The organism is Isoptericola sp. AK164 (assembly GCF_029643425.1).
GTDB lineage: Bacteria > Actinomycetota > Actinomycetes > Actinomycetales > Cellulomonadaceae > Isoptericola > Isoptericola haloaureus.
The window spans coordinates 1,383,604-1,407,355 of record NZ_CP119106.1; the positions used below are offsets into that span (position 1 = coordinate 1,383,604).

Genomic DNA, 23,752 nt, shown 5'->3' on the forward strand with positions numbered 1-23,752 from the left:
CCTGGGATGATGGGGCCATGCCCCACGCTGCACGGACCCTGACCCTGCTCGGATCCACCGGATCGATCGGCACCCAGGCCCTCGACGTCGTCGACGCCCACCCGGGCCGGTTCGAGGTCGAGGCGCTCAGCGCCGGCGGGTCCGACGTCGGAGTGCTCGCCGCCCAGGCGGCCCGGCACGGGGTGCGTGCCGTCGCGGTCGCCGACGCCGGTCGTGCGGACGCGCTCCGCGAGGCGCTGGTCGGGGCGATGGGTCCGCGGGCGGCCGACGTCGAGGTCCTCGCGGGCCCGCACGCGGCCACCGAGCTGGCCGGGCGCGGCAGCGACGTCGTGCTCAACGGCATCACCGGGTCGGTCGGCCTGCGGCCCACCCTCGCGGCGCTGGGCGCCGGGTCGACCCTGGCGCTGGCGAACAAGGAGTCGCTGGTCGTCGGCGGCGCCCTCGTCAAGGCGGCCGCCGCCCCGGGGCAGATCGTCCCGGTCGACTCCGAGCACTCCGCCATCGCCCAGGCGCTGCGCGGCGGGGCCCGCGAGGAGGTCCGCCGGATCGTCCTGACGGCCTCCGGCGGGCCGTTCCGCGGCCGGAGCCGGGACGAGATCGAGGCGGTGACCGCGGACGAGGCGCTCGCCCACCCCACCTGGGCGATGGGACCGGTGGTCACGGTCAACTCGGCGTCCCTGATGAACAAGGGCCTCGAGCTCATCGAGGCGCACCTGCTGTTCGACGTCCCCACCGACGACATCACCGTCGTCGTGCACCCGCAGTCGGTCGTGCACTCGATGGTCGAGTTCCGCGACGGCTCGACCATCGCACAGGCCTCGCCGCCGGACATGCGCCTGCCCATCGCGCTGGGCCTGTCGTGGCCCGAGCGCCTCGACGTCGTCTCCCCGCCGTGCGACTGGACGCAGGCGGCGAGCTGGACCTTCGAGCCGCTGGACGAGCACACGTTCCCGGCCGTCGGGCTGGCGCGGGCGGCGGCTGCGGCCTCGGCGACCCACCCGGCCGTCTACAACGCCGCCAACGAGCAGGGCGTCGCCGCCTTCCTGCAGGGGCGGATCGGGTTCCTGGACATCGTGGGCACCGTCGAGCGGGTGCTCGGCGAGCACGACGGCGCGGCGGCCGCGGACGTCACGCTCGAGGACGTCGAGGAGACCGAGACCTGGGCGCGCGCCCGGGCGGACGAGCTGCTCGCCCGCCGCTGAGGCCCGCACGACCGTCGATCCGTCGCGGACGGCTCCGGGGGACCTGCACGGGGCCTGCACCCGGCTCCCAGGATGGTCGCCTACCCTGCTGGTGTGGACATCCTTCCTCTCGTCGTCGGCATCGTCGTCATCGTGCTCGGCATCCTCGTCTCGATCGCCCTGCACGAGGTGGGGCACATGGTGCCCGCCAAGAAGTTCGGCGTGCGCGTGAGCGAGTACATGGTGGGTTTCGGGCCCACCCTCTGGTCGCGTCGCAAGGGCGAGACCGAGTACGGCCTCAAGGCGATCCCGCTGGGCGGCTACGTGCGGCTGGTCGGCATGATGCCGCCCGCCCCGGCGGGCCGTCGTCCGCGCGGCGGGTTCTTCGGCCAGGTGATCGCCGACGCCCGCGACGCCAGCGTCTCCGAGATCCGACCCGGCGAGGAGCACCGCGCGTTCTACCGGCTGTCCACGCCGAAGAAGCTCGTCGTCATGCTCGGCGGTCCGGTGATGAACCTCGTCATCGCCGTCGTGCTGCTGGCGGTCGTGTTCCTGGCGATCGGCATGCCGACGGCGACGACCACCGTCGCGCAGGTCGGCGACGACTCCGCCGCGTCGTCCGCCGGGGTCGAGGCCGGTGACGAGGTGGTCGCCTTCGACGGGGTGCCCGTCGAGGAGTGGAACCAGCTCGTGGGCATGGTCAACGACTCGGCCGGCGAGGCCGTGCCGATGGTCGTCGAGCGGGACGGCGAGCAGGTCGCCCTGACCGTCACGCCCGTGCCGGCGGAGCGGCCGGCGACCGACGACCAGGGCTACCCGGTCCTCGACGACGACGGCGAGCCCGTGATGATCGACGGCGCCCTGCTCGGCGTCACCTCCAGCGTCGAGCGTCAGGCCCTGCCGGTCTCGTCGGTGCCCGAGGCCGTCTGGCTCCAGGTCTCGGAGACCGCCCGGGCGATCGTCACCCTGCCGGTGCGCATCTACGACGCCGCCTACGAGGCGTTCACCGACGCCCCGCGCTCGCAGGACTCGGTGATGTCGGTGGTCGGCGTGGGCCGTGCCGCGGTGGACACCGCGGGGGCCGAGGACTACTCGGTGCTCGCCCGGGTCCAGCTCATGCTCATGCTCCTGGCGTCGCTGAACGTCGCGCTGTTCATGTTCAACCTCATCCCGCTCCTGCCTCTCGACGGCGGCCACGTGGCGAACGCGCTCTACGAGGGCGGACGGCGCCAGGTCGCCCGGGTCCGCGGTCGCGCCGTGCCGGGACCGGCCGACGTGGCCCGGATGATGCCCGTGGCGTACGTGGTCTTCGTGCTGCTCATCGGCGTGGGTGCGGTACTCATGGTCGCCGACCTGGTCGATCCCGTCCGGCTGTTCTGACGGCGGACGACGTGGGGATCCGGTGACCATCGGGACGTCACCGGGCCGACAGGTGCACAGCACGGTCGAAACCGCGCGATACTGGCGTGGTGACTGCAGTGAACCTCGGCATGCCCGCACCCCCCGCGCCCACGCTCGCCCCGCGCCGGAAGACCCGCAAGATCAAGGTCGGTGACGTCTACGTCGGTGGCGACGCCCCGATCAGCGTCCAGTCGATGACGACGACCAAGACCACCGACATCAACGGCACCCTCCAGCAGATCGCGGAGCTGACGGCCGCCGGCTGCGACATCGTCCGTGTCGCGTGCCCCACCCAGGACGACGCCGACGCGCTGCCGATCATCGCGAAGAAGTCCCAGATCCCCGTCATCGCGGACATCCACTTCCAGCCGAAGTACGTGTTCGCGGCCATCGAGGCCGGTTGCGCCGCCGTGCGGGTCAACCCGGGCAACATCCGCCGCTTCGACGACCAGGTCAAGGAGATCGCCCAGGCGGCGAAGGACCACGGCACCTCGTTGCGCATCGGCGTCAACGCCGGGTCGCTGGACAAGCGCCTCATCGAGAAGTACGGCAAGCCGACCCCCGAGGCGCTGGTCGAGTCGGCCGTGTGGGAGGCGAGCCTCTTCGAGGAGCACGACTTCCACGACTTCAAGATCTCCGTCAAGCACAACGACCCCGTGGTCATGGTCGAGGCGTACCGGCAGCTGTCCGAGCGGGGTGCGTGGCCCCTGCACCTCGGGGTCACCGAGGCGGGACCGGCCTTCCAGGGCACGATCAAGTCCGCCACGGCCTTCGGTGCGCTGCTCAGCGAGGGTATCGGCGACACCATCCGCGTCTCGCTGTCGGCGCCTCCGGTCGAGGAGGTCAAGGTCGGTACGCAGATCCTGCAGTCGCTCAACCTGCGCCCCCGCAAGCTCGAGATCGTCTCCTGCCCGTCCTGCGGGCGGGCGCAGGTGGACGTCTACGAGCTCGCCGACAAGGTCACTGCGGGTCTGGAGGGCATGGCGGTCCCGCTGCGCGTGGCCGTGATGGGCTGCGTCGTCAACGGTCCCGGCGAGGCGCGCGAGGCCGACCTGGGTGTGGCGTCCGGCAACGGCAAGGGGCAGATCTTCGTCAAGGGCGAGGTCATCAAGACCGTCCCGGAGGCCCAGATCGTCGAGACGCTGATCGACGAGGCGAACCGCATCGCCGCGACCATGGACGCGCCGGAGAACGACGACCAGGCCGGCGCCGTGGTGACGGTCTCCTAGGCCAGAGCGACGACGAGGGGGCACACGCGATGGGATGGCGACCGGCGCTGCGCAGCCGGTCGGCCGCGCCCGGGGACGGCTCCGGGGCCGGCGCTCGGGTCCTGGGACCCGACGACCTGGTCGAGGCACGCCGGGTCTGCACGCGCGACCCGGTGGCGTCCGTGCTCGCCGCCGCCCGGCTCGACGTGGCCCTGCACGTCGGGCTGGCCGCGGCCGGCGGGCAGGTGTGGGGCTACCCGGCCACCGGCGAGCTGCGCGCCGTGTGCTGGGCCGGGGCCAACCTCGTCCCGGTGGTGCCGTCGTCGGTGGACCCCGCCGAGGCCGACGACGCCGTGGCGTCCTTCGCGGCCCTGGCGCGTCAGCAGGGCCGCCGGTCCAGCTCGGTCGTGGGGGAGCAGCGCACCACGCTGCGCCTGTGGGAGCTGCTCTCGCGGGTCTGGCCCCCGCCGCGCGAGGTGCGCACCGACCAGCCCTCCCTCGTGCTCGACCGCGACCCGCTCGTCGCGCCCGACCCGGGCGTGCGGCACGCGGACCTGTCCGAGCTGGAGCTGGTCCTGCCCGCCTGCGTCCGCATGTTCACCGAGGAGGTGGGCTACTCCCCGGTGGCGGGCGGCGGCAGCGCCTATGCCGCCCGGGTGCGGTCGCTGGTGGCCGAGCGGCGCTCGTTCGTGCGGATCGAGCCCGACGACGACGGCGCGCCCCGGGTGGTCTTCAAGGCGGAGCTGGGCGCGGTGTCCGGCGGCGTGGCCCAGGTCCAGGGCGTCTGGGTCGACCCGGAGCTGCGCGGGCGGGGGTTCTCCGTCCCGGGGATGGCCGCCGTGGTCGCCCTGACCCGGCAGCACGTCGCCCCCGTGGTCTCGTTGTACGTCAACGGGTTCAACGCCCCTGCGCTGGCCACCTACCGCCGGGTGGGCTTCGAGCAGGCCGGGACCTTCGCGACGGTCCTGTTCTAGCTGTACTGACTCGGGCCGCCTAGCGCAGCAGCCGGGACATCCGCCGGTCGGCCAGCACCTGACCGCCGGTCTGGCAGGTCGCGCAGTACTGCAGCGAGCGGTCGGCGAACGAGACCTCGCGCACCACGTCGCCGCACTCGGGGCACGCCTCGCCGGTGCGGCCGTGCACGTGCATGCCGCGCCGCTTGGCGTCCTTGAGCTCGGCCGCGGGGCGTCCCGTCGCCGCGTCCACCGCGGCGGCCAGCGTGCCCACCACGGCCGTGTGCAGCGCCGCCACCCCGGCGGCGTCGAAGGACCGGGTCAGGGCGAAGGGGGACAGGCGGGCGGCGTGCAGGATCTCGTCGGAGTAGGCGTTGCCGATCCCGGCCACGGCGTGCTGGTCCCGCAGCAGCCCCTTGATCTGCTGGTTGCGCCCGCGCATCAGCTCGGCCAGCACCGCCGGGGTGAAGGCCTCGGAAAGGGGCTCGACGCCGAGGGTCCGGATCGCCTCGACGTCCTCGGCCGCGTGGACCACGTGCACGGCGAGGCGCTTGCGCGTGCCGGCCTCGGTGACGTCCGCACCCGCGCCGTCGTCGAACCGCAGCCGCAGCGCGAGCGCCGCACCCCGGGACGAGCCGCCCAGCCGCGGACGCACCGGCGTCGTCGGTGCGTCCTCCCGCCACCGCACCCAGCCGCCGCGGGCCAGGTGCACCGCCAGCACGGGGCCGTCGGTGCCGAGCACCAGCCACTTGCCCCGGCGCGTCCACCCGCGCACCGCGGCGCCCACCAGGGACGACACCGGCGGGTCGTGGGTCTTGAGCGCGGCGACGGCGGCGACGTCGGCGGCCACGACGGTCCGACCGCGCGTGCGCTCGTCGAGGAAGCGCGCCAGCCCCTCCACCTCGGGCAGCTCCGGCATGGTCCCAGTGTCGCCGACGGCGCCGATGCACGCCGGTGCGCGCCGTTAGGCTGTGCTCCATGTCGATCGCGTCCCACCGCAGCGGTGACCTGCTGCGCCTGTCCTCCCTCTTCGTCCGCACCCTGCGCGAGGATCCCGCCGACGCCGAGGTCGCCAGCCACCGGCTGCTGGTGCGCGCGGGCTACATCCGTCGGGCGGCCCCGGGCGTGTACTCCTGGCTCCCGCTGGGACTGCGCGTGCTCGCCAAGGTCGAGCAGGTGGTGCGCGAGGAGATGGCCGCGATCGGCGCGCAGGAGGTCCACTTCCCGGCGCTGCTGCCGCGCGAGCCCTACGAGGCCACCGGCCGCTGGAGCGAGTACGGTCCCAACCTGTTCCGGCTCAAGGACCGCAAGGACGCCGACTACCTGCTCGCGCCGACGCACGAGGAGATGTTCACCCTGCTGGTCAAGGATCTGTACTCCTCGTACAAGGACCTGCCGCTGGCGCTGTACCAGATCCAGACCAAGTACCGCGACGAGGCCCGTCCGCGGGCCGGGCTGATCCGCGGCCGCGAGTTCATCATGAAGGACGCCTACTCCTTCGACCTGGACGACGACGGTCTCGCCGCGGCATACGACAAGCAGCGCGGCGCCTACCAGCGGATCTTCGAACGCCTCGGGCTCGACTACGTCGTCGTCGCGGCGACCTCGGGCGCCATGGGCGGTTCGCGCTCGGAGGAGTTCCTCTCCCCGTCGCCGATCGGCGAGGACACCTTCGTGCGATCGGCCGGCGGCTACGCGGCCAACGTGGAGGCCGTCACCACGCCGGTGCCCGAGCCCGTGGCGTACGACGACGCCCCCGCGGCCCACGTCGAGGACACCCCGGACACCCCGACGATCGAGACGCTGGTGGACGTGGCCAACGCCCGTCACCCGCGTCCGGACCGGGCGTGGACCGCCGCGGACACGCTGAAGAACGTCGTGCTCGCCGCGACGCACCCCGACGGGCGGCGCGAGCTCGTCGTCGTCGGCGTGCCCGGCGACCGCGAGGTGGACGTCAAGCGGCTGGAGGCGTCCATGGCCCCGGCCGAGGTGGAGCCCGCCACGGAGGCGGACTTCGCGGCCCACGCCGAGCTCGTCAAGGGCTACATCGGGCCCGGCGTGCTGGGACCGCAGGGCAAGCAGGTGACCGACGTCGAGACCGGCGAGGCCCGCTCGGCGATCCGGTACCTGCTCGACCCGCGCGTGGTCACGGGGACCCGCTGGATCACCGGCGCCGACGAGACCGGCAAGCACGTGTTCGACCTGGTGGCGGGCCGGGACTTCACCGCGGACGGCACCGTCGAGGCCGCGGAGGTCCGTGCCGGCGACCCCGCGCCCGACGGCTCGGGGCCGCTCGAGCTCGCGCGCGGCATCGAGATCGGTCACATCTTCCAGCTGGGCCGCAAGTACGCCGAGGCCCTCGACCTGAAGGTGCTCGACCCGAACGGCAAGCAGTCCGTGGTGACCATGGGGTCCTACGGCATCGGCGTGAGCCGCGTGCTGGCCGCCCTGGCGGAGGCGAACCACGACGAGCGCGGGCTCGCGTGGCCGGCGCAGGTCGCCCCGGCGCACGTCCACGTGGTCGCCACCGGCAAGGGGGCCGAGGTCTTCGAGGCCGCCGACGCCCTGGCCTCGCAGCTCGCGGCCGAGGGCGTCGAGGTGGTCTACGACGACCGCCCGAAGGTCTCGCCCGGGGTGAAGTTCGCCGACGCCGAGCTCTTCGGCGTGCCGCTCGTGGTCGTCGTGGGCCGGGGCCTGTCCGACGGCGTGGTGGAGGTCCGCCCCCGCGTCGGGCCGGCGGAGCAGGTCGCCGTGGACGACGCCGTGGCGGAGGTCACGCGTCGGGTCGGCGAGCTGCTGGCCTGAGCCGCCTCAGCCGTCCTGGTCGGACTGCCCGCCCTGGTCCTCCGCGGCGTCCTCGCCGTCGGTGGTCTCCTGCGGCGCCTGCTCCGGCAGCCCGGGGAACGGCACGGGGTCGGCGCCCCACGCGTCGAGCGTGAGGGCGGTCTCGACGAGCAGGTCGACCAGGACGGCGCGGGTGCCCGCCGCGGTCGAGCCGACCAGCGTCGCGTAGGTCGTGGCCAGGTCGTCCTCGACCGCGCGGACCAGCGCCCGGTCGCCGGGACCGCGGGGGACCGCGTAGGCCACCTGGCGCGGGTCCTGGGCCGTCCCGTCGGTGCCGGCCACGACGGCCCAGGCCTGGGCCCGCGCGGTGTGCACGTCGGCACGGCCGGCGAGGCGGGCGCGCTCGTCCTCGGGCCGGAGCGCGGCACGCAGCCGCAGGGCGTAGCCCGCCCCGTGCTCCGAGGTCACGAGGGTGCGCAGGTCGGCCGCCGTCAGGCCGACCGGCACCACGGGGGGCTCGTCGGAGTCCGGTGACGTGCTCGAGACGCCGTCCTCGCCGGGCTCCTCGGTGGCCGGGGGCTCCTCGGCGTCGGAGGGAGCGGTGAGCGCGGCCGACCCCGACCGGTCGGCCGCCTGCCCGGCGTCGTCGCCGGCCGGCGACGCGCCCGACGGGGCGTCGGCCGTCACCTCGTCGGGTCCGGGCAGCCGCGGCACGACCGGCGCCGGGGCTCCGTCGTCGGTGAACCCGCCCACGCGGGCGGCCGAGACGGCCTGCGCCGCGCCCACCGAGGCCAGCAGCCTCGCCAGGGAGCCGTCGGCCGTGGTGCCGGCCGCCGTCCGGTTGCGTCCCGAGGCGTTCGTCAGCGCGTCGACGACGTCCCGGGCCAGCACCGGCTCGTCGGCCGGCGTGCTCTGCGGCGACCCGCTCGGCGGGTCGGCGGGCTCCTGCAGCCCGGAGACGTACACGCCGCCGAGCTGGTCCGCCTGCTCGCGGGAGTCGGCCGCGACCCGCTCGAGCTCGGCGACCAGCCGCCGGCGCCGGTCGCCCAGCTCCTCGATCGCGGCGTCGGCCTGCTCGGCGACGAACAGGGCGTCCGTGACGGCGGTGCGACGCACGATCTCGAGCGTGTCGGGCTCCGGCTCGGCGGGCGGAGGAGTCTCCAGCCGGAGCCCGCAGCCGGCGAGCAGGAGCACCACGAGCAGGCCGCCGACCACACCCCGGCTCCGGCGGCGGGTCGGGTCGGGGGCAGGCTGCAGCGTCATCGTGCCCTGATCTTGCCACGTCCTGGTGTGACGTTCCTCCACCTGCCAGGGTGGTTCGTTCGGCGCCCGGTGCGCGGGTCGTTCGTTACGCTGGTCGACGCACAACGACACACCGCCGCGGGAGGTCCCGGCGCGGGAGACCCACGGGAGGCAGCGATGGCAGCAGGAGAGGACCGGACCGCGGACGGTCGCGTCCGAGCGGTGGTCGCTCCGGTGGTCGACGACGTCGGCCTGTCCCTCGAGGACGTCCGGGTGACCCGGGCGGGAAGCCGCTCGGTGGTCCGCCTGACGATCGACCTGCCCGAGGACGCGGTGGGCAGCCTCGACTCCGACACCCTCGCCGAGGCCTCGCGGTCGCTGTCCGCGGCCCTGGACGACGCGGACGCGGTGCGCGGCCAGTACACGCTGGAGGTCTCCACCCCGGGTGTCTCGCGGCCGCTGACGGAGCTGCGGCACTATCGTCGGGCGCGGACGCGCCTGGTGCGTCTGACGCTCGACGACGGCCAGGTGGTCACCGGGCGGCTGACGGACGTGGACGGCGGCGGCGACGACGCCGTGCTCGTCCTGGACGACGAGCGACGTGTCGGGCTCGGGCAGGTGCGGCGTGGCCGTGTCGAGGTGGAGCTGGACCGGCGCGAGGACGACGAGGCGGGGACCTCCCGCCAGGGCGAGGAGAGCTGACGTGGACATCGACATGAGCGCGCTGCGGATGCTGGAGCGCGAGCGGGAGATCAGCCTGGACCTGCTGGTCGGGGCGATCGAGGACGCGCTGCTGTCCGCCTACCACCGCACCCCGGACGCCTACCACCACGCGCGGGTCGAGCTGGACCGCACGTCCGGTCACGTCACCGTGTGGGCGCGCGAGCAGATCCGCACGCCCGACCCGGAGGACCCGGAGGGGCGGGGCACGGTGGAGCTGGGCCCGGAGATCGACGACACGCCGGAGAACTTCGGGCGCATCGCCACCGCCACGGCCCGCCAGGTGATCGTGCAGCGGCTGCGGGACGCCGAGGACGACCAGGTGCTGGGCACCTTCCGCGGCAAGGAGGGCGAGATCCTCGCGGGGGTGATCCAGCAGGGTCACGACCCGCGCACGGTGCTGGTCGACGTCGGCGAGACCGAGGCGGTGCTCCCGCACCACGAGCAGGTGCCCGGAGAGAAGTACGTCCACGGTGAGCGCCTGCGCGGCTACGTGGTGGAGGTCGCCCGCGGCATGAAGGGCGCCAAGGTCACGCTCAGCCGGACCCACCCGGGCCTGGTACGCAAGCTGTTCGAGCTGGAGGTCCCCGAGATCGCGGACGGCTCGGTCGAGATCACCGCCGTCGCCCGCGAGGCCGGGCACCGCTCGAAGGTCGCGGTGCGCTCGCGGGTGCCCGGCCTGAACGCCAAGGGTGCCTGCATCGGACCGATGGGGTCCCGCGTGCGCGCCGTGATGGCCGAGCTGCACGGGGAGAAGATCGACATCGTCGACCACAGCGACGACCCGGCCCGGTTCGTGGCGAGCGCCCTGTCGCCGGCGCGTGTGAGCTCGGTCACCGTCGTGGACGCCGAGGCCAAGGCCGCGCGCGCCGTCGTGCCCGACTACCAGCTCTCCCTCGCGATCGGCAAGGAAGGGCAGAATGCTCGGCTTGCGGCCAAGCTCACGGGGTGGCGGATCGACATCCGGTCCGACGAGGGCACACCCGGGGCGGTGGCCGACGGTGACCGGGTCGAGGGCGCCTGAGCTGGTCGAGGCCCATGAGCAGTCGCGTTAGACTGGAGCAGATCGGGTCGCGCGACCCTCTTCCGGCGTGCTCGCCGACCGTCCCTCCCTCCGCGGCGGGTCCGGTGCGGACGTGTGTCGGATGTCGGATGCGTGACCTGCGGTCGCAGCTCCTGCGGCTGGTCCTCGCGACGTCGGACGACGCCCAGCGTGTCGTCGTGGACGTCCGCGGGTGCCTGCCGGGGCGGGGTGCCTGGCTCCACGAGGACCTCGCCTGCTGGGAACGTGCCGTCCGGCGACGGGCCGTCCCGCGCGCACTGCGTGCGGACGGGCCGGTGGACCTGGACCCGGTCCGGGCATATCTGGAGCACCAGGACCGTTGAGAGAACCGGGGCGGCACCACGGGTGCCGCCCACGTCGCGACCGGGCGTCACCGCCCGGCCGCACCACGCGTACGTCGACAAGGAAGCGGGTCAGAAGCCGATGGGCACCCGATGAGTCCCCAGCGATGAGTACTCAGTACTAGCGACGGTCCTGCCTGTCTCGGTGGGGCCGAGACAGGAGAGATGTGGCGAAGATCCGCGTCCACGAGCTGGCGAAGCAGCTCGGGGTGGAGAGCAAGACCCTGCTGGCCGAGCTGAAGGCCTCAGGTGAATTCGTCCGGTCGGCGTCCTCGACGCTCGAGGCACCGGTCGAGCGCATGATGCGCGGCAAGTTCGCGTCGTCCGACGGCGGCGCGTCGAAGGGCGACAAGCCCGCCAAGCCGGCGCCCAAGAAGTCGGCCGCGCCCAAGCCGGGTGCGCCGAAGCCGGGAGGCGAGAAGGCCCCGAAGCCGGGTGCCCCGACGCCCGCGGCGGCGCCCAAGCCCGGTGCCGCCACGGCCCCGAGCGCCGAGACGGCCCCGCCGGCCGCCCCGAAGCCGGCCGGCGAGCAGGCCCCGACGTCCGGCGCCCCCACGCCGGGTGCGCCCACGCCGGGCACGGCCCCGAAGCCCGGTGGCGCGCCCAAGCCGGGTGGTGCCCCCAAGCCGGGTGGCGCGCCCAAGCCGGGTGGTGCCCCCAAGCCGGGCGGCCAGCGCTCCGGCGGACGCGGTGGCCCGCGTCCGGGCAACAACCCGTACTCCTCCCAGCAGGGCATGCAGCGTTCGGGCGGTGGCCCGCGTCCGGGCAACAACCCGTACTCCTCCCAGCAGGGCATGCAGCAGCGTCCCGCACGCGGTGAGGGCAAGCAGGGCGAGCGCTCCGGCGGTCCCCGTCCGGGCGCTCCGCGTCCGGCGGCCCCGCGTCCGGGCGCCCCGCGCCCCAACCCGGGCATGATGCCCGGCAAGACGAGCATGCCGCGTCCGGGCGAGCGTCCCGGCGGCGGCGGTCGTGGCGGCCGTGGCCGCGGCGGCGGTCCGGGCGGTCCCGGTGGTGCGGGCGGTCCCGGGGGTCCCGGCGGCGGTCGGGGCGGTTTCCGCCCCGGTGGCGGCGGCGGCTTCCGCGGTCGTGGTGGCGCCGGCCGCGGCAGCACCCAGGGTGCGTTCGGTCGCGCCGGCGGCAAGCCGGTCCGGGGCCGCAAGTCGAAGCGGGCGAAGCGTCAAGAGTTCGAGCAGATGCAGGCCCCCACGCCGGGTGGCGTGTCGGTCCCTCGGGGCAACGGCAACACCCTGGTGCGCCTGCGCCACGGCTCGTCGCTGAACGACTTCGCGGACAAGATCGACGCGAACCCCGCCGCGCTCGTCACGGTGCTGCTGCACCTCGGCGAGATGGCGACCGCGACCCAGTCCCTGGACGAGGAGACCTTCGTCACGCTCGGGTCCGAGCTCGGCTACAAGATCGAGATGGTCTCGGCCGAGGAGGAGGACCGCGAGCTGCTCGAGTCCTTCGCCATCGACCTGCAGGCCGAGGAGGCCGAGGAGACCGACGAGGACCTCGTCGCCCGGCCGCCGGTCGTGACCGTCATGGGTCACGTCGACCACGGCAAGACGAAGCTCCTGGACGCCATCCGGTCCACGGACGTCGTCGCGGGCGAGGCCGGCGGGATCACCCAGCACATCGGTGCGTACCAGGTGCACACCGAGCACGAGGACATGGACCGTGCGGTCACGTTCATCGACACCCCGGGTCACGAGGCCTTCACGGCCATGCGTGCCCGTGGTGCCAAGGCGACGGACATCGCGATCCTCGTGGTGGCCGCGGACGACGGCGTGATGCCGCAGACGATCGAGGCGCTGAACCACGCCCAGGCGGCCGACGTGCCCGTCGTGGTCGCGGTGAACAAGGTGGACAAGGAGGGGGCCAACCCCGCCAAGATCCGCCAGCAGCTCACCGAGTACAACCTGGTGGCCGAGGAGTACGGCGGCGACACGATGTTCGTCGACGTCTCGGCGCTGCAGCGCAAGGGCATCGACGACCTGCTCGAGGCCGTGCTGCTGACGGCGGACGCGGCCCTCGACCTGCGGGCGAACCCGACCAAGGACGCCCGTGGTGTGGCGATCGAGGCGCACCTGGACAAGGGCCGCGGCTCCGTGGCCACCGTCCTGGTGCAGTCCGGCACCCTGCACGTCGGGGACGCCATCGTGGCGGGCACGGCGCACGGCCGGGTGCGGGCCATGTTCGACGAGCACGGCGAGTCGGTCACCGAGGCGGGTCCGGCGCGTCCGGTCCAGGTCCTGGGGCTGGCGTCGGTGCCGAGCGCGGGGGACACCTTCCTCGCGGCGCCCGACGAGCGCACCGCCCGGCAGATCGCCGAGAAGCGTGAGGCGGCCGAGCGTGCCGCCCTTCTGGCCAAGCGCCGCAAGCGCATCAGCCTGGAGGACTTCACCAAGGCGCTCGAGCAGGGCAAGGTCGAGACCCTCAACCTGGTCCTCAAGGGCGACGTCTCCGGTGCCGTCGAGGCGCTGGAGGACGCCCTGCTCAAGATCGACGTGGGCGACGAGGTCGACCTGCGCGTCATCCACCGCGGTGTCGGTGCGATCACGCAGAACGACGTCAACCTGGCCACGGTCGACAACGCCGTGATCCTCGGCTTCAACGTCCGCTTCGGCGAGCGTGTCGAGGACCTCGCCGAGCGCGAGGGCGTCGAGGTCAAGTTCTACTCGGTCATCTACCAGGCGATCGACGACATCGAGGCGGCCCTCAAGGGCATGCTCAAGCCGGAGTACGAGGAGGCGAAGCTCGGCAGCGCCGAGATCCGCCAGGTCTTCCGGTCCTCGAAGTTCGGCAACATCGCCGGTTCGATCGTCCGGTCGGGCACGATCCGTCGCAACACCAAGGCCCGCGTGCTGCGCGACGGCCGCGTGGTGGGCGACGAGCTCACGGTCGAGTCGCTGCGACGCGAGAAGGACGACGTCACCGAGGTCCGCGAGGGCTTCGAGTGCGGTATCGGTCTCGGGTCGTACAACGACATCGTCGAGGGCGACATCATCGAGACCTTCGAGATGCGCGAGATCCCGCGCGACTGAGAAGGTCGAGACGGACGACGGCGCCCCGTTCCACCCCGCCACGCGCGGAGGGGGGGCGGGGCGCCGTCGACGTCGTGACAAGGAGGACGGATGAGCGAGAACCCGCGGGCGCGCCGGTTGGCGGACCGCATCAAGGAGATCGTCGCGCAGATGCTCGACACGCGGATCAAGGACCCCCGCCTCGGGTTCGTCACGGTCACGGACGTGCGTGTCACCGGCGACCTGCAGCAGGCGTCGGTGTTCTACACGGTCTTCGGCAGCGACGAGGAGCGGACCGGGACCGCCGCCGCGCTGGAGAGCGCCAAGGGGATGATCCGTTCCGAGGTCGGCAAGCAGACGGGCGTGCGGCTCACGCCGACCATCGAGTTCCACCTGGACTCGGTGCCGGAGACCGCGGCGCACCTCGACGCGGCGCTGTCGCAGGCCCGCCTGCGCGACGCCGAGCTGGCGGCGCTGCGCGAGGGCAAGTCCCCGGCGGGCGACGCGGACCCGTACCGCACGAGCGACGAGCGCGCCGACGACGAGTGACCACCACCCCGACACTGTGGGCATGAAATCTGCAGTGCTGGACCCGTCCTGGCCTGCAGATTTCATGCCCACAGCTGTGGGGGAGAGGGGAGGAGCCGTGGCCGAGGAGAGCTCCGGCCGTCCCGCGCGGCGCCCGACGGCGCCCGACGGTCTGCTGGTCGTCGACAAGCCGGCCGGCTGGACCAGCCACGACGTCGTCGGGCGGTGCCGTCGTTTGGCGGGGACGCGCAAGGTCGGCCACGCCGGCACGCTGGACCCGATGGCCACGGGCGTGCTGGTGATCGGCGTCGGGCGGGCCACCAAGCTGCTCACCTACGTCGTGGGGGCCGACAAGGCCTACACCGCGACGATCCGTCTCGGCGTCGCGACCACCACGGACGACGCCGAGGGAGACGTCGTCGACGCCCCCGGCGTGGACGACGGTGTGGACCCGGCGGCGCTGGACCGCGAGATCGGCCGGCTCACCGGGGACATCCAGCAGGTGCCGACCACCGTCAGCGCGATCAAGGTGGACGGCCGGCGCGCCTACGCGCGGGCCCGGGCCGGCGAGGACGTGGAGCTCGCCGCCCGCCCGGTGACCGTGAGCACCTTCGAGGTGACCGCCACCCGGCCCGCGACGTCCCACGACGGGACCGCGGTCCTCGACCTCGACGTCGTCGTGGTCGTCTCCTCCGGCACGTACGTGCGCGCCCTGGCGCGGGACCTCGGGGCGGCGCTCGGCGTCGGCGGGCACCTGACGGCGCTGCGGCGGACGCGTGTGGGCGGCTACACGCTCGACCGGGCCGCCACCCTCGACGAGCTCGAGGCGCAGGCCGACGCGGACGGCGTGCTCGCCACGCTGCCGCTCGGCGACGCGGCGCGCAGCACCTTCCCGGTGCGTGAGCTGACCGAGGCCGAGACCCGCGCCCTGGGCTACGGGCAGTGGGTGACGCCGACCGGGATGCGCGGGACCGTGGCGGGCCTGGGCCCGGACGGCACCCTGGTCGCCCTGCTCGAGGACACGACCCGGCGTGGCGAGCGCCTGGCCAAGCCGGTGCTGGTGCTCGCCCCGGCCTGAGCCGGACTATCCTGATCCGTCGGCGTCGCCCGGGCGCCGAGAAGTCTGCTGACGAGGAGCGCGATCGGCGTGCAGGTGTTCACGGACCTCGCCGAGGTCCCCGACGACTTCGGCCCGTCGGTGGTGACGATCGGCAACTTCGACGGCGTCCATCGCGGCCACCAGGCCGTCCTGGGACGTCTCGTCCGGCTCGCCCGGGCGGACTCCCGCGCCGCCGTCGCCGTGACCTTCGACCCGCACCCGGCGCTGGTGCACCGCCCGGAGTCGGCCCCGGAGCTGATCACGGGCCTCGCCGACCGCCTCGAGCTGCTGGCGCGGACGGGTCTGGACGCGGTGCTCGTGGTCCGCTACTCCCTCGAGTTCGCGGAGCAGAGCCCCGAGGAGTTCGTCACCCGCTACCTCACCGGGGCGCTCGGCGCGCGCAGCGTCGTCGTGGGCCACGACGTGCGTTTCGGCCGGGCCAACGCCGGGACGTTGGCCACCATGGTCGACCTGGGCGGGCGCCACGGCTTCGAGGTCGTGGCCGTCGACGACGTCGGCGAGTGCGCGCCGCAGGACGACGGCGCCGGGGACCGCTGGTCCAGCTCGGCCGCCCGCGCCCTGATCGCCGAGGGCGACGTGGCCCAGGCCGCCGACGTCCTGGGCCGGCCCCACCGGGTGCGCGGCGTCGTCGTGCACGGGGACGCCCGCGGCCGCGAGCTCGGGTTCCCCACGGCGAACCTGGGCGGCATCGACGGCATGGTGCCCGCCGACGGCGTCTACGCCGGATGGCTGCGCCGGCCGGGTCTGGCCGACCGCGAGCCCGACCACCCCGACGTCGTGCTGCCGGCGGCGATCTCCATCGGCACCAACCCGACGTTCGACGGTGTCGAGCGCCGCGTCGAGGCGTACGTCCTGGACCGGACCGACCTCGACCTGTACGGCGAGGAGGTCGTGCTCGAGATGGTCCAGCACCTGCGTCCCACCGTCCGGTTCGACGGCATCGACGCCCTGGTGACCCAGATGACCGACGACGTCGTGCGCGCCCGGGCCGCCCTGCTCTCCTGATAGGATGGTCGCTGCCGTAGAACGGCCGCGGATCCAGAGCGCCCGGTGAAGAAGTCCCGGAGCACCGCGCAACGACACCAGAAGGAGAGCCATGCCGCTCGACGCTGCCACGAAGCAGTCCATCATCACCGAGTACGCGACTCACGAGGGCGACACCGGCTCGCCGGAGGTGCAGATCGCTCTGCTGACCCGGCGGATCACCGATCTGACCGAGCACCTCAAGGAGCACAAGCAGGACCACCACTCCCGTCGTGGTCTGCTCCTCCTGGTCGGTCAGCGTCGCCGTCTGCTGAGCTACCTGCAGAAGGTCGACATCCAGCGCTACCGCGCGCTCATCGAGCGCCTCGGTCTGCGTCGCTGACGTCCCGCCCTCAGCCCGGTCCCTCTCGCAGGGACCGGGCTGATCTGGTGTGATGTCCTTGTAGTCACACAGCACACCGCGCCGCCGGGCCGTCGTCCGGTCCTCGGTAGTGGCCCCCCGATCCGCCGGTCCGCACCGGCGTGCTCCGGGGGCCTCGATCGAAGACCGTCGCTCGGGCGGGCGGCGCCTTCGAGAGCAAGGAGGGCACCCGTGGAGGGTCCCGAGATCCAGTTCGCCGAGGCCGTCATCGACAACGGCCGCTTCGGCACCCGTACCGTCCGCTTCGAGACCGGCCGACTGGCCCGGCAGGCCGCCGGCGCCGTCTCCGCCTACCTCGACGGCGAGACCATGCTGCTGTCGACCACCGCGGTCGGCAAGCACCCCAAGGACCAGTTCGACTTCTTCCCGCTGACGGTGGACGTCGAGGAGCGGATGTACGCCGCGGGCCGCATCCCCGGCTCGTTCTTCCGCCGTGAGGGCCGCCCGTCGACCGAGGCGATCCTGACCTGCCGCCTCACCGACCGCCCGCTGCGCCCGCTGTTCGTCAAGGGCCTGCGCAACGAGGTCCAGATCGTCATCACGGTCATGGCCCAGCACCCGGACGACGCCTACGACGTCCTGGCGATGAACGCGGCCTCCGCGTCCACCCAGATCTCCGGCCTGCCGTTCTCCGGCCCGGCCGGTGCCGTGCGCATCGCGCTCATCGACGACCAGTGGGTCGCGTTCCCGAAGTACTCGGACAAGGAGCGCGCCGTCTTCGAGATGGTCGTCGCGGGCCGCAAGGTCACCGCCGCCGACGGCTCGGAGGACGTCGCCATCGCGATGATCGAGGCCGAGGCGACCGACGACGCGTGGAACCTCGTCAAGAACGAGGGCGCCACCGCCCCGACCGAGCAGGTCGTGGCCGAGGGCATCGACGCGGCCAAGCCGTTCATCGCCGCCCTGTGCGACGCCCAGCTCTCCCTGGCCTCGCAGTCGGCCAAGGACGTCGCCGAGTTCCCGCTCTTCCCGGACTACGCCGACGACGCCTACGCCGCCGTCGAGTCCGCGGCGTCGGCCCCGGCCACCGAGGCGCTGGCGATCGCCGACAAGCAGCAGCGCGAGAGCCGTCTCGACGAGATCAAGGCCGGCGTCCTCGAGCAGCTGGGCGAGCAGTTCGAGGGCCGTGAGAAGGAGCTGTCGGCCGCCTACCGCAGCCTGCAGAAGCAGCTCGTGCGTCAGCGCGTGCTCACCGAGGGCGTGCGCATCGACGGCCGCGGTCTCGCGGACATCCGCACCCTGTCGGCCGAGGTCGAGGTGCTGCCCCGCGTGCACGGCTCGGCGCTGTTCGAGCGCGGCGAGACCCAGATCCTGGGTGTCACCACGCTGAACATGCTGCGCATGGAGCAGCAGATCGACTCCCTCGGGCCGGTCACGCGCAAGCGCTACATGCACAACTACAACTTCCCGCCGTACTCGACCGGTGAGACCGGCCGGGTCGGCTCGCCGAAGCGTCGCGAGATCGGCCACGGTGCGCTCGCCGAGCGCGCCCTGGTGCCGGTGCTGCCGAGCCGCGAGGAGTTCCCCTACGCGATCCGCCAGGTCTCCGAGGCCCTCGGGTCCAACGGGTCGACCTCGATGGGCTCGGTCTGCGCCTCGACGCTGTCCATGCTCAACGCCGGCGTGCCGCTCAAGGCCCCCGTCGCGGGCATCGCGATGGGCCTGGTGTCCGACACGGTCGACGGGGAGACCCGCTACGCGGCCATGACGGACATCCTCGGTGCCGAGGACGCCTTCGGCGACATGGACTTCAAGGTCGCCGGCACCCGCGAGTTCGTCACCGCCATCCAGCTCGACACCAAGCTCGACGGCATCCCCGCCTCGGTGCTGGCCGCCGCGCTGGGCCAGGCGCACGACGCCCGCCTGACGATCCTCGACGTCATCGCCGAGGCCATCGACACGCCGGACGAGATGTCGCCGTACGCGCCGCGGGTCATCGCGGTCAAGGTCCCCGTGGACAAGATCGGCGAGGTCATCGGGCCCAAGGGCAAGATGATCAACCAGATCCAGGAGGAGACCGGCGCCGACATCTCCATCGAGGACGACGGCACGGTCTACATCGGCGCCACGGACGGTCCGAGCGCGGAGGCGGCGCGGGCGTCGATCAACGCGATCGCCAACCCGCACGTGCCGGAGGTCGGCGAGCGCTTCGTCGGCACCGTGGTCAAGACGACCTCCTTCGGCGCGTTCATCTCGCTCGCGCCGGGCAAGGACGGCCTGCTGCACATCAGCCAGCTGCGCAAGCTGGTCGGCGGCAAGCGCGTGGAGAACGTCGACGACGTGCTCTCCATCGGCCAGAAGATCCAGGTCGAGATCGGTGAGATCGACTCCCGCGGCAAGCTGTCGCTGGTCGCGATCACCGAGGAGGACGACAAGGCGGCCGACGCCGACGAGGCGCCGGCCACCGAGGCGAGCGAGGCCTGATCGCCCGTATGAGCCAGCACCTGCCGCTCGTCGGAGCGGATCAGCCGGGTGCGGAGCTGACCGCCGGGCAGGACGGTGCGACGATCCGTCGCACCGTCCTGCCCGGCGGTGTGCGTGTGCTCACCGAGCACATGCCGGGGCTGCGCTCGGCCACCGTCGGCGCCTGGGTCGGCGTCGGGTCCCGCGACGAGACGGACGGGCACCACGGGTCGACCCACTTCCTGGAGCACCTGCTGTTCAAGGGCACGGCACGACGCACGGCCCTGGACATCGCCGAGGCGTTCGACGCCGTCGGGGGCGAGGCCAACGCGGCGACCGGCAAGGAGCACACGTGCTACTACGCCCGGGTGCTCGACGCCGACGTCCCGATGGCGGTCGACGTCGTCAGCGACATGATGACGTCGGCCCGGCTGGACCCGGACGAGCTCGAGACGGAGCGGGGAGTCATCCTCGAGGAGCTCGCCATGGCCGAGGACGACCCGGGCGACCTCGTGCACGAGCGGTTCGCCGCCGCCGTGCTCGGCAGCCACCCGCTCGGCCGTCCCATCGGTGGCACCCCCGAGGCGATCCGCGGCGTGCCGCGCGACGCCGTCTGGGAGCACTACCGGTGGCACTACCGTCCCGAGACCCTCGTCGTCGCGGCGGCCGGCGGGGTGGACCACGACCGGCTCGTCGGTCAGGTCGGCGAGACGCTGTCCGCCGGCGGCTGGGACCTGTCCGGCACCGCGGGCCCGCGGGAGCGCCGCTCCGGCGCTCCGGAGTCCGACGGCGTGCCGGCCGAGGGCGCCGAGGTCACGGTGCGGCGCCCCACCGAGCAGGCGAACGTGATCCTGGGCACCACCGGGCTCAGCGCGACCGACGAGCGCCGCTTCACCATGACGGTGCTCAACGCGGTGCTGGGCGGCAGCATGTCGTCGCGGCTGTTCCAGGAGATCCGCGAGAAGCGGGGTCTGGCGTACGCGACCTACTCCTTCGCCCAGGGGCACGGCGGCCTGGGGACCTTCGGGCTCTACGCCGGGTGCGCTCCGGCCCGTACCGACGAGGTCGTGGCGATGCTCGGCGCCGAGCTCGACCGACTGGCCGAGGACGGCATCACCGCCGCCGAGCTCGAGCGCTCGGTGGGCCAGCTCTCCGGCGGGCTCGTGCTCGGCCTGGAGGACACGGGGTCGCGGATGAGCCGGCTGGGCAGGTCGGAGCTCGTCCTCGGTGAGCTGATGACCGTCGACGAGTCGCTGCAGCGCATCCGGGCCGTCACCCGCGAGGACGTCCGGGAGCTGGCCGCCGACCTGGCCGGGCGTCCGCGGTCGGTCGTGCGGGTGGGACCTTTCGCAGAACAGGGAGAGCAGTGAGCATGAGCAGCGCGACCAGGGTGGCCGTCATCGGTGCGGCCGGACGGATGGGCAGCCAGACGTGCGCCGCGGTGGAGGCCGCCGAGGACCTCGAGCTCGTGGCCCGCGTCGACGCCGGTGACGACGTCGCGGCGACGGTCCGCGACTCCGGCGCCCAGGTGGCCGTGGACTTCACCGTCCCGGCGGTCACCGAGGCCAACGTGCACGCGGCGCTCGACGCCGGTGCCCACGTCGTGGTCGGGACGACCGGCTGGGACGACGACTCGCGCGGCCGGGTCACCGAGCACCTCGAACGGCTCGCCGCCGGGCAGGTGGGCGACGGGCCCGGTGTGCTCATCGCGCCGAACTTCGGCCTGTCCGCCGTGCTGGCCATGACGTTCGCGGCCAAGGCGGCCCGGTACTTCGAGTCCGCCGAGGTCGTCGAGCTGCACCACCCGAACAAGGTCGACGCCCCGTCGGGCACGGCCCGGCACACGGCGGCCGCGATCGCCGCGGCGCGCGCGGACGCCGGCCTCGGGGCCTCGCCCGACGCGACCCAGGACGGCTGGGAGGCGCGGGGTGCCGACGTCGACGGCGTGCGGGTGCACGCGGTCCGGCTGCGCGGCCTGGTGGCCCACGAGGAGATCCTGTTCGGCAACGCCGGGGAGCAGCTGACGATCCGCCAGGACTCGTTCGACCGGGCCTCGTTCATGCCGGGCGTGCTGCTGGCGGTGCGCGAGGTCGGGTCGCGCCCGGGTCTGACGGTCGGGCTCGAGCACGTGCTGGACCTGTCGTGACCACCGAGGACGGCTCCTCGCCGCCCGCCCGGAGGCGTCCGCCGCGGGGACTGGTCGGCGCGCTGGCGGTGACGTTCCTGCTGGCGATCTACGTCTGGGCGATCGCCGGGCGCGGCGTGGCGATGGTGGCCAGCGGCGAGCCCGTGCTCGTCGCCATCGGTGCCGCCGCGCTGGTCGTCCCGCTGCTCGTCGTGGGGCTCATCGCGCGCGAGTTCTGGCTCGCGGCCCGCGTCCAGCGGATGGCCGACGTCCTCGCCGACGCCGGGGAGCTCCCCGTGGACGACCTGCCCCGGTCCCCGGGAGGACGGATCGACCGCGACGCCGCCGACGCCGCCTTCACCGAGGCGCAGGCCGCCGTCGAGGCCGAGCCGGAGAGCTGGCGGGCCTGGTACCACCTGGCCTTCGCCTACGACGCCGCCCGCGACCGCCGTCGGGCCCGGGCCGCCCTGCGCCGGGCCTCCTCGCTCTTCACGGGCTGACGTCTCAGCCGGACGGCCACCGGGTCCAGCAGTACAGCTCGTGGCGGACGTCGGCGGCCCGCCAGGCGAGCTCGCCCAGGTCCTCGAGGGAGCGGGCCAGCGCCGCGGCGTCGCCCGTGTGCTCGACGCGCCGTGCCCACTCGCGGGCTGCCTCGGCGAGCTGCTGCGGGGAGGCGGCCGCCAGGTGGTCGGCGAGCTCGGCGGCCACCGTCACGACGAACGGACCCTCGTCCTGCCCGCCGACGACCTGACCGTGCCGGGGATCGGCCGTCACCTCGCCGTAGGGGAGGCCGAAGGTCACCTCCGCCAGCACGGCCAGCGCGACGAAGGGGTCGATCGACGGCAGCGCCACCGTGTCGAAGAGCGGCTCGCCGGACCCTCGCGTCGGCGTGCTCGGCCCGGTCTCGACGTGCAGCACCGTCGCGGCGAGCGCGTCGGACGGCGCGGCGAAGTAGTCGGTGAGCATCGGTTCCGTCGGGCTCGCCAGACGCCGGTGCCTGGTGCTGGATCGTGCGGACCGTTCTCCGACGTCGGACATGGATCCAGCCTGCCAGCGACGTGCTACGACGTGGTCACGCGGGAGTTACCGTGCGGGGTCGCGCGGGAACGCTCGCCGGGCGACCAGCACCACGACGCCGGCGGCGGCCATGGCCGCCGCCCCGGTCCAGGCGAGGGCGGGGAGTCCCGGGCCGGCGACGACGACGGCCCCGACGGCCGCCCCGAGACCGATGCCGAGGTTCGAGGTGGCGTTGACGAACGCGCCCGCGACGTCCGCGCTCGCGCCGCGGGCCCGCAGCGCCAGGGTCTGGAACGCGGCGGGCACGGCCCCGAACGCAGCGAGCCACACCGCCGCGGCGACCAGCACGGGGAGCCGCTGCGGCAGTGCCAGCCCGAGGACGACCAGGGCGAGCACCATCACCCCGACGGTGGCGAGCGTCAGGGCGCGCGGGCGGCGGTCCAGGTAGCGCGCTGCCGCCCAGAGCCCCACGATCCCCAGCGCGCCGAAGACGAGCAGGGCCGGGCCGACCGCGGCCTCGGTCAGGCCGGTCGCGAGCAGCAGCAGGGAGACGAAGGTGTAGACCGTGTACTGGCCCACGAACAGCAGCGTGTTGGTCCCCACGACGATCCCGAGACGCGACCGCCCGCGGTGCGGCGAGCCGCCCGGCGCGACCTGCTCGACCCCGACCGGGGGCAGGAGCCGCGCGACGAGGAGGGCGGTCAGCGCGCACACGCCGGCGAGCACCGCGAAGGACCACCGCCACCCGACGGCCGCGCCGAGCGACGTGGACAGCGGCACGCCGAGCACGAACCCGAAGGTGCCGCCGGTGGTCACCAGCGTCACCGCGCGGCCGGTGTACAGCGGCGAGACCAGTCGCGCCGCGTAGGCGATCGAGACCGAGAAGAACAGCGCGTGCCCGAGCCCGCCGAGCGTCCGTGCCGCGACGACGACGCCGAACGTCGGCGCGACGGCGGCCAGCACGTTCGCGACGGCGTAGACGACCACCGTGGTGAGCAGCAGCGGCTTGCGGGCCAGGCGCCGGGTGAGCAGCGTCAGCGGGACCGCGCACGCCGCCACGACGAACGCGTACACGGACACGAGCAGCCCGGCCGTCGACTCCGGCACCCCGAGGCCGGCCGCGAGCTGCGGCAGCAGCCCGACCGGGAGCACCTCGGTGGTGATGGCGACGAAGTTCGCGACCGCCAGGATCGTGATCCCCGCCAGGGCGTCGCGGACGGTGCGGTGTTCCACCGGCT

The 23,752-nt window shown here is 73.7% G+C and carries 21 protein-coding genes; 17 read left to right on the plus strand and 4 right to left on the minus strand.

Features of this window, described 5'->3' with window-relative positions:
- Nucleotides 1-17 precede the first annotated feature (17 nt).
- The 4 genes from dxr (at nucleotide 18) to PO879_RS06355 (ending at nucleotide 4,764) form a co-directional block, all read left to right on the plus strand.
- A complete protein-coding gene (dxr, locus tag PO879_RS06340) occupies nucleotides 18-1,202 on the plus strand; it encodes a 1-deoxy-D-xylulose-5-phosphate reductoisomerase (RefSeq protein ID WP_278237072.1) in 1,185 nt (394 codons plus the stop codon).
- Nucleotides 1,203-1,295: 93 nt separating this feature from the next.
- Nucleotides 1,296-2,561, plus strand: a complete 1,266-nt coding sequence (locus PO879_RS06345) for an RIP metalloprotease (RefSeq protein WP_278237073.1) — start codon at nucleotides 1,296-1,298, stop codon at nucleotides 2,559-2,561.
- An 89-nt stretch (nucleotides 2,562-2,650) separates the two neighbouring features.
- Complete coding sequence (gene ispG / locus PO879_RS06350; protein WP_278237074.1) at nucleotides 2,651-3,811, plus strand: flavodoxin-dependent (E)-4-hydroxy-3-methylbut-2-enyl-diphosphate synthase; 1,161 nt, start codon at nucleotides 2,651-2,653, stop codon at nucleotides 3,809-3,811.
- 29 nt (nucleotides 3,812-3,840) lie between these two features.
- Nucleotides 3,841-4,764 carry a GNAT family N-acetyltransferase gene (locus PO879_RS06355; RefSeq protein WP_278237075.1) on the plus strand — a complete coding sequence of 308 codons (924 nt, stop codon included), beginning with the start codon at nucleotides 3,841-3,843 and terminating at the stop codon, nucleotides 4,762-4,764.
- A gap of 19 nt (nucleotides 4,765-4,783) precedes the next feature.
- On the opposite strand, the gene PO879_RS06360 is transcribed toward PO879_RS06355, so the two are convergent.
- Nucleotides 4,784-5,662 carry a DNA-formamidopyrimidine glycosylase family protein gene (locus tag PO879_RS06360; RefSeq protein WP_278237076.1) on the minus strand — a complete coding sequence of 293 codons (879 nt, stop codon included), beginning with the start codon at nucleotides 5,660-5,662 and terminating at the stop codon, nucleotides 4,784-4,786.
- Nucleotides 5,663-5,721: 59 nt separating this feature from the next.
- Here PO879_RS06360 and PO879_RS06365 point away from each other — a divergent pair, with 59 nt between their 5' ends.
- Nucleotides 5,722-7,548: a proline--tRNA ligase gene (locus PO879_RS06365; protein ID WP_278237077.1), complete on the plus strand. Its 1,827-nt coding sequence runs from the start codon at nucleotides 5,722-5,724 to the stop codon at nucleotides 7,546-7,548.
- A 6-nt stretch (nucleotides 7,549-7,554) separates the two neighbouring features.
- Here the strand turns inward: PO879_RS06365 and PO879_RS06370 are convergent, their stop codons facing one another.
- Nucleotides 7,555-8,790, minus strand: coding sequence for a DUF4439 domain-containing protein (locus PO879_RS06370; protein WP_278237078.1), 1,236 nt, complete (start codon nucleotides 8,788-8,790; stop codon nucleotides 7,555-7,557).
- Nucleotides 8,791-8,946: 156 nt separating this feature from the next.
- Between PO879_RS06370 and rimP the strand changes: the two genes are divergently transcribed.
- From rimP to PO879_RS06430, 12 genes are all read left to right on the plus strand, one after another.
- Nucleotides 8,947-9,471: a ribosome maturation factor RimP gene (gene rimP / locus PO879_RS06375; RefSeq protein ID WP_278237079.1), complete on the plus strand. Its 525-nt coding sequence runs from the start codon at nucleotides 8,947-8,949 to the stop codon at nucleotides 9,469-9,471.
- 1 nt (nucleotide 9,472) lies between these two features.
- Complete coding sequence (gene nusA, locus PO879_RS06380) at nucleotides 9,473-10,513, plus strand: transcription termination factor NusA (protein WP_278237080.1); 1,041 nt, start codon at nucleotides 9,473-9,475, stop codon at nucleotides 10,511-10,513.
- A 128-nt stretch (nucleotides 10,514-10,641) separates the two neighbouring features.
- Nucleotides 10,642-10,875 carry a YlxR family protein gene (locus PO879_RS06385; RefSeq protein ID WP_278237081.1) on the plus strand — a complete coding sequence of 78 codons (234 nt, stop codon included), beginning with the start codon at nucleotides 10,642-10,644 and terminating at the stop codon, nucleotides 10,873-10,875.
- Between the two features lie 185 nt (nucleotides 10,876-11,060).
- Nucleotides 11,061-13,937, plus strand: a complete 2,877-nt coding sequence (infB, locus tag PO879_RS06390; RefSeq protein WP_278237082.1) for a translation initiation factor IF-2 — start codon at nucleotides 11,061-11,063, stop codon at nucleotides 13,935-13,937.
- A 90-nt stretch (nucleotides 13,938-14,027) separates the two neighbouring features.
- Nucleotides 14,028-14,465 (plus strand): 30S ribosome-binding factor RbfA, encoded by a 438-nt coding sequence (gene rbfA, locus PO879_RS06395; protein WP_278237083.1) that lies wholly within the window; start codon nucleotides 14,028-14,030, stop codon nucleotides 14,463-14,465.
- 97 nt (nucleotides 14,466-14,562) lie between these two features.
- Nucleotides 14,563-15,522 carry a tRNA pseudouridine(55) synthase TruB gene (gene truB / locus PO879_RS06400; RefSeq protein WP_278237084.1) on the plus strand — a complete coding sequence of 320 codons (960 nt, stop codon included), beginning with the start codon at nucleotides 14,563-14,565 and terminating at the stop codon, nucleotides 15,520-15,522.
- Between the two features lie 69 nt (nucleotides 15,523-15,591).
- Complete coding sequence (locus PO879_RS06405; protein ID WP_278237085.1) at nucleotides 15,592-16,569, plus strand: bifunctional riboflavin kinase/FAD synthetase; 978 nt, start codon at nucleotides 15,592-15,594, stop codon at nucleotides 16,567-16,569.
- 91 nt (nucleotides 16,570-16,660) lie between these two features.
- Complete coding sequence (gene rpsO / locus PO879_RS06410) at nucleotides 16,661-16,930, plus strand: 30S ribosomal protein S15 (protein WP_278237086.1); 270 nt, start codon at nucleotides 16,661-16,663, stop codon at nucleotides 16,928-16,930.
- Nucleotides 16,931-17,140: 210 nt separating this feature from the next.
- Nucleotides 17,141-19,393, plus strand: a complete 2,253-nt coding sequence (locus PO879_RS06415; protein ID WP_278237087.1) for a polyribonucleotide nucleotidyltransferase — start codon at nucleotides 17,141-17,143, stop codon at nucleotides 19,391-19,393.
- Nucleotides 19,394-19,401: 8 nt separating this feature from the next.
- Nucleotides 19,402-20,742 (plus strand): pitrilysin family protein, encoded by a 1,341-nt coding sequence (locus PO879_RS06420; protein WP_278237088.1) that lies wholly within the window; start codon nucleotides 19,402-19,404, stop codon nucleotides 20,740-20,742.
- A gap of 2 nt (nucleotides 20,743-20,744) precedes the next feature.
- Entirely contained in the window at nucleotides 20,745-21,518 is a 774-nt protein-coding gene (gene dapB, locus PO879_RS06425) for a 4-hydroxy-tetrahydrodipicolinate reductase (protein ID WP_278237089.1), read from the plus strand.
- Nucleotides 21,515-21,997 (plus strand): hypothetical protein, encoded by a 483-nt coding sequence (locus PO879_RS06430; RefSeq protein ID WP_278237090.1) that lies wholly within the window; start codon nucleotides 21,515-21,517, stop codon nucleotides 21,995-21,997. The genes dapB and PO879_RS06430 overlap by 4 nt, the downstream gene beginning before the upstream one ends.
- A gap of 4 nt (nucleotides 21,998-22,001) precedes the next feature.
- On the opposite strand, the gene PO879_RS06435 is transcribed toward PO879_RS06430, so the two are convergent.
- Entirely contained in the window at nucleotides 22,002-22,535 is a 534-nt protein-coding gene (locus tag PO879_RS06435; RefSeq protein WP_278237091.1) for a hypothetical protein, read from the minus strand.
- Between the two features lie 45 nt (nucleotides 22,536-22,580).
- The gene (locus PO879_RS06440; protein WP_278237092.1) at nucleotides 22,581-23,747 is read right to left on the minus strand and encodes an MFS transporter; all 1,167 of its coding nucleotides are present in this window, start codon (nucleotides 23,745-23,747) and stop codon (nucleotides 22,581-22,583) included.
- Between the last annotated feature and the right edge of the window lie 5 nt (nucleotides 23,748-23,752).

What these genes read in the sequence shown, in the direction of transcription:
- PO879_RS06365 (WP_278237077.1), top strand. Translation starts at nt 5,722, where the DNA reads ATGTCGATCGCGTCCCACCGCAGCGGTGACCTGCTGCGCCTGTCCTCC.
- PO879_RS06355 (WP_278237075.1), top strand. Translation starts at nt 3,841, where the DNA reads ATGGGATGGCGACCGGCGCTGCGCAGCCGGTCGGCCGCGCCCGGGGAC.
- dxr (WP_278237072.1), top strand. Translation starts at nt 18, where the DNA reads ATGCCCCACGCTGCACGGACCCTGACCCTGCTCGGATCCACCGGATCG.
- rpsO (WP_278237086.1), top strand. Translation starts at nt 16,661, where the DNA reads ATGCCGCTCGACGCTGCCACGAAGCAGTCCATCATCACCGAGTACGCG.
- PO879_RS06370 (WP_278237078.1), bottom strand. Translation starts at nt 8,790, where the DNA reads ATGACGCTGCAGCCTGCCCCCGACCCGACCCGCCGCCGGAGCCGGGGT.
- PO879_RS06435 (WP_278237091.1), bottom strand. Translation starts at nt 22,535, where the DNA reads ATGTCCGACGTCGGAGAACGGTCCGCACGATCCAGCACCAGGCACCGG.
- dapB (WP_278237089.1), top strand. Translation starts at nt 20,745, where the DNA reads ATGAGCAGCGCGACCAGGGTGGCCGTCATCGGTGCGGCCGGACGGATG.
- rimP (WP_278237079.1), top strand. Translation starts at nt 8,947, where the DNA reads ATGGCAGCAGGAGAGGACCGGACCGCGGACGGTCGCGTCCGAGCGGTG.
- PO879_RS06360 (WP_278237076.1), bottom strand. Translation starts at nt 5,662, where the DNA reads ATGCCGGAGCTGCCCGAGGTGGAGGGGCTGGCGCGCTTCCTCGACGAG.
- rbfA (WP_278237083.1), top strand. Translation starts at nt 14,028, where the DNA reads ATGAGCGAGAACCCGCGGGCGCGCCGGTTGGCGGACCGCATCAAGGAG.
- PO879_RS06420 (WP_278237088.1), top strand. Translation starts at nt 19,402, where the DNA reads ATGAGCCAGCACCTGCCGCTCGTCGGAGCGGATCAGCCGGGTGCGGAG.
- PO879_RS06385 (WP_278237081.1), top strand. Translation starts at nt 10,642, where the DNA reads ATGCGTGACCTGCGGTCGCAGCTCCTGCGGCTGGTCCTCGCGACGTCG.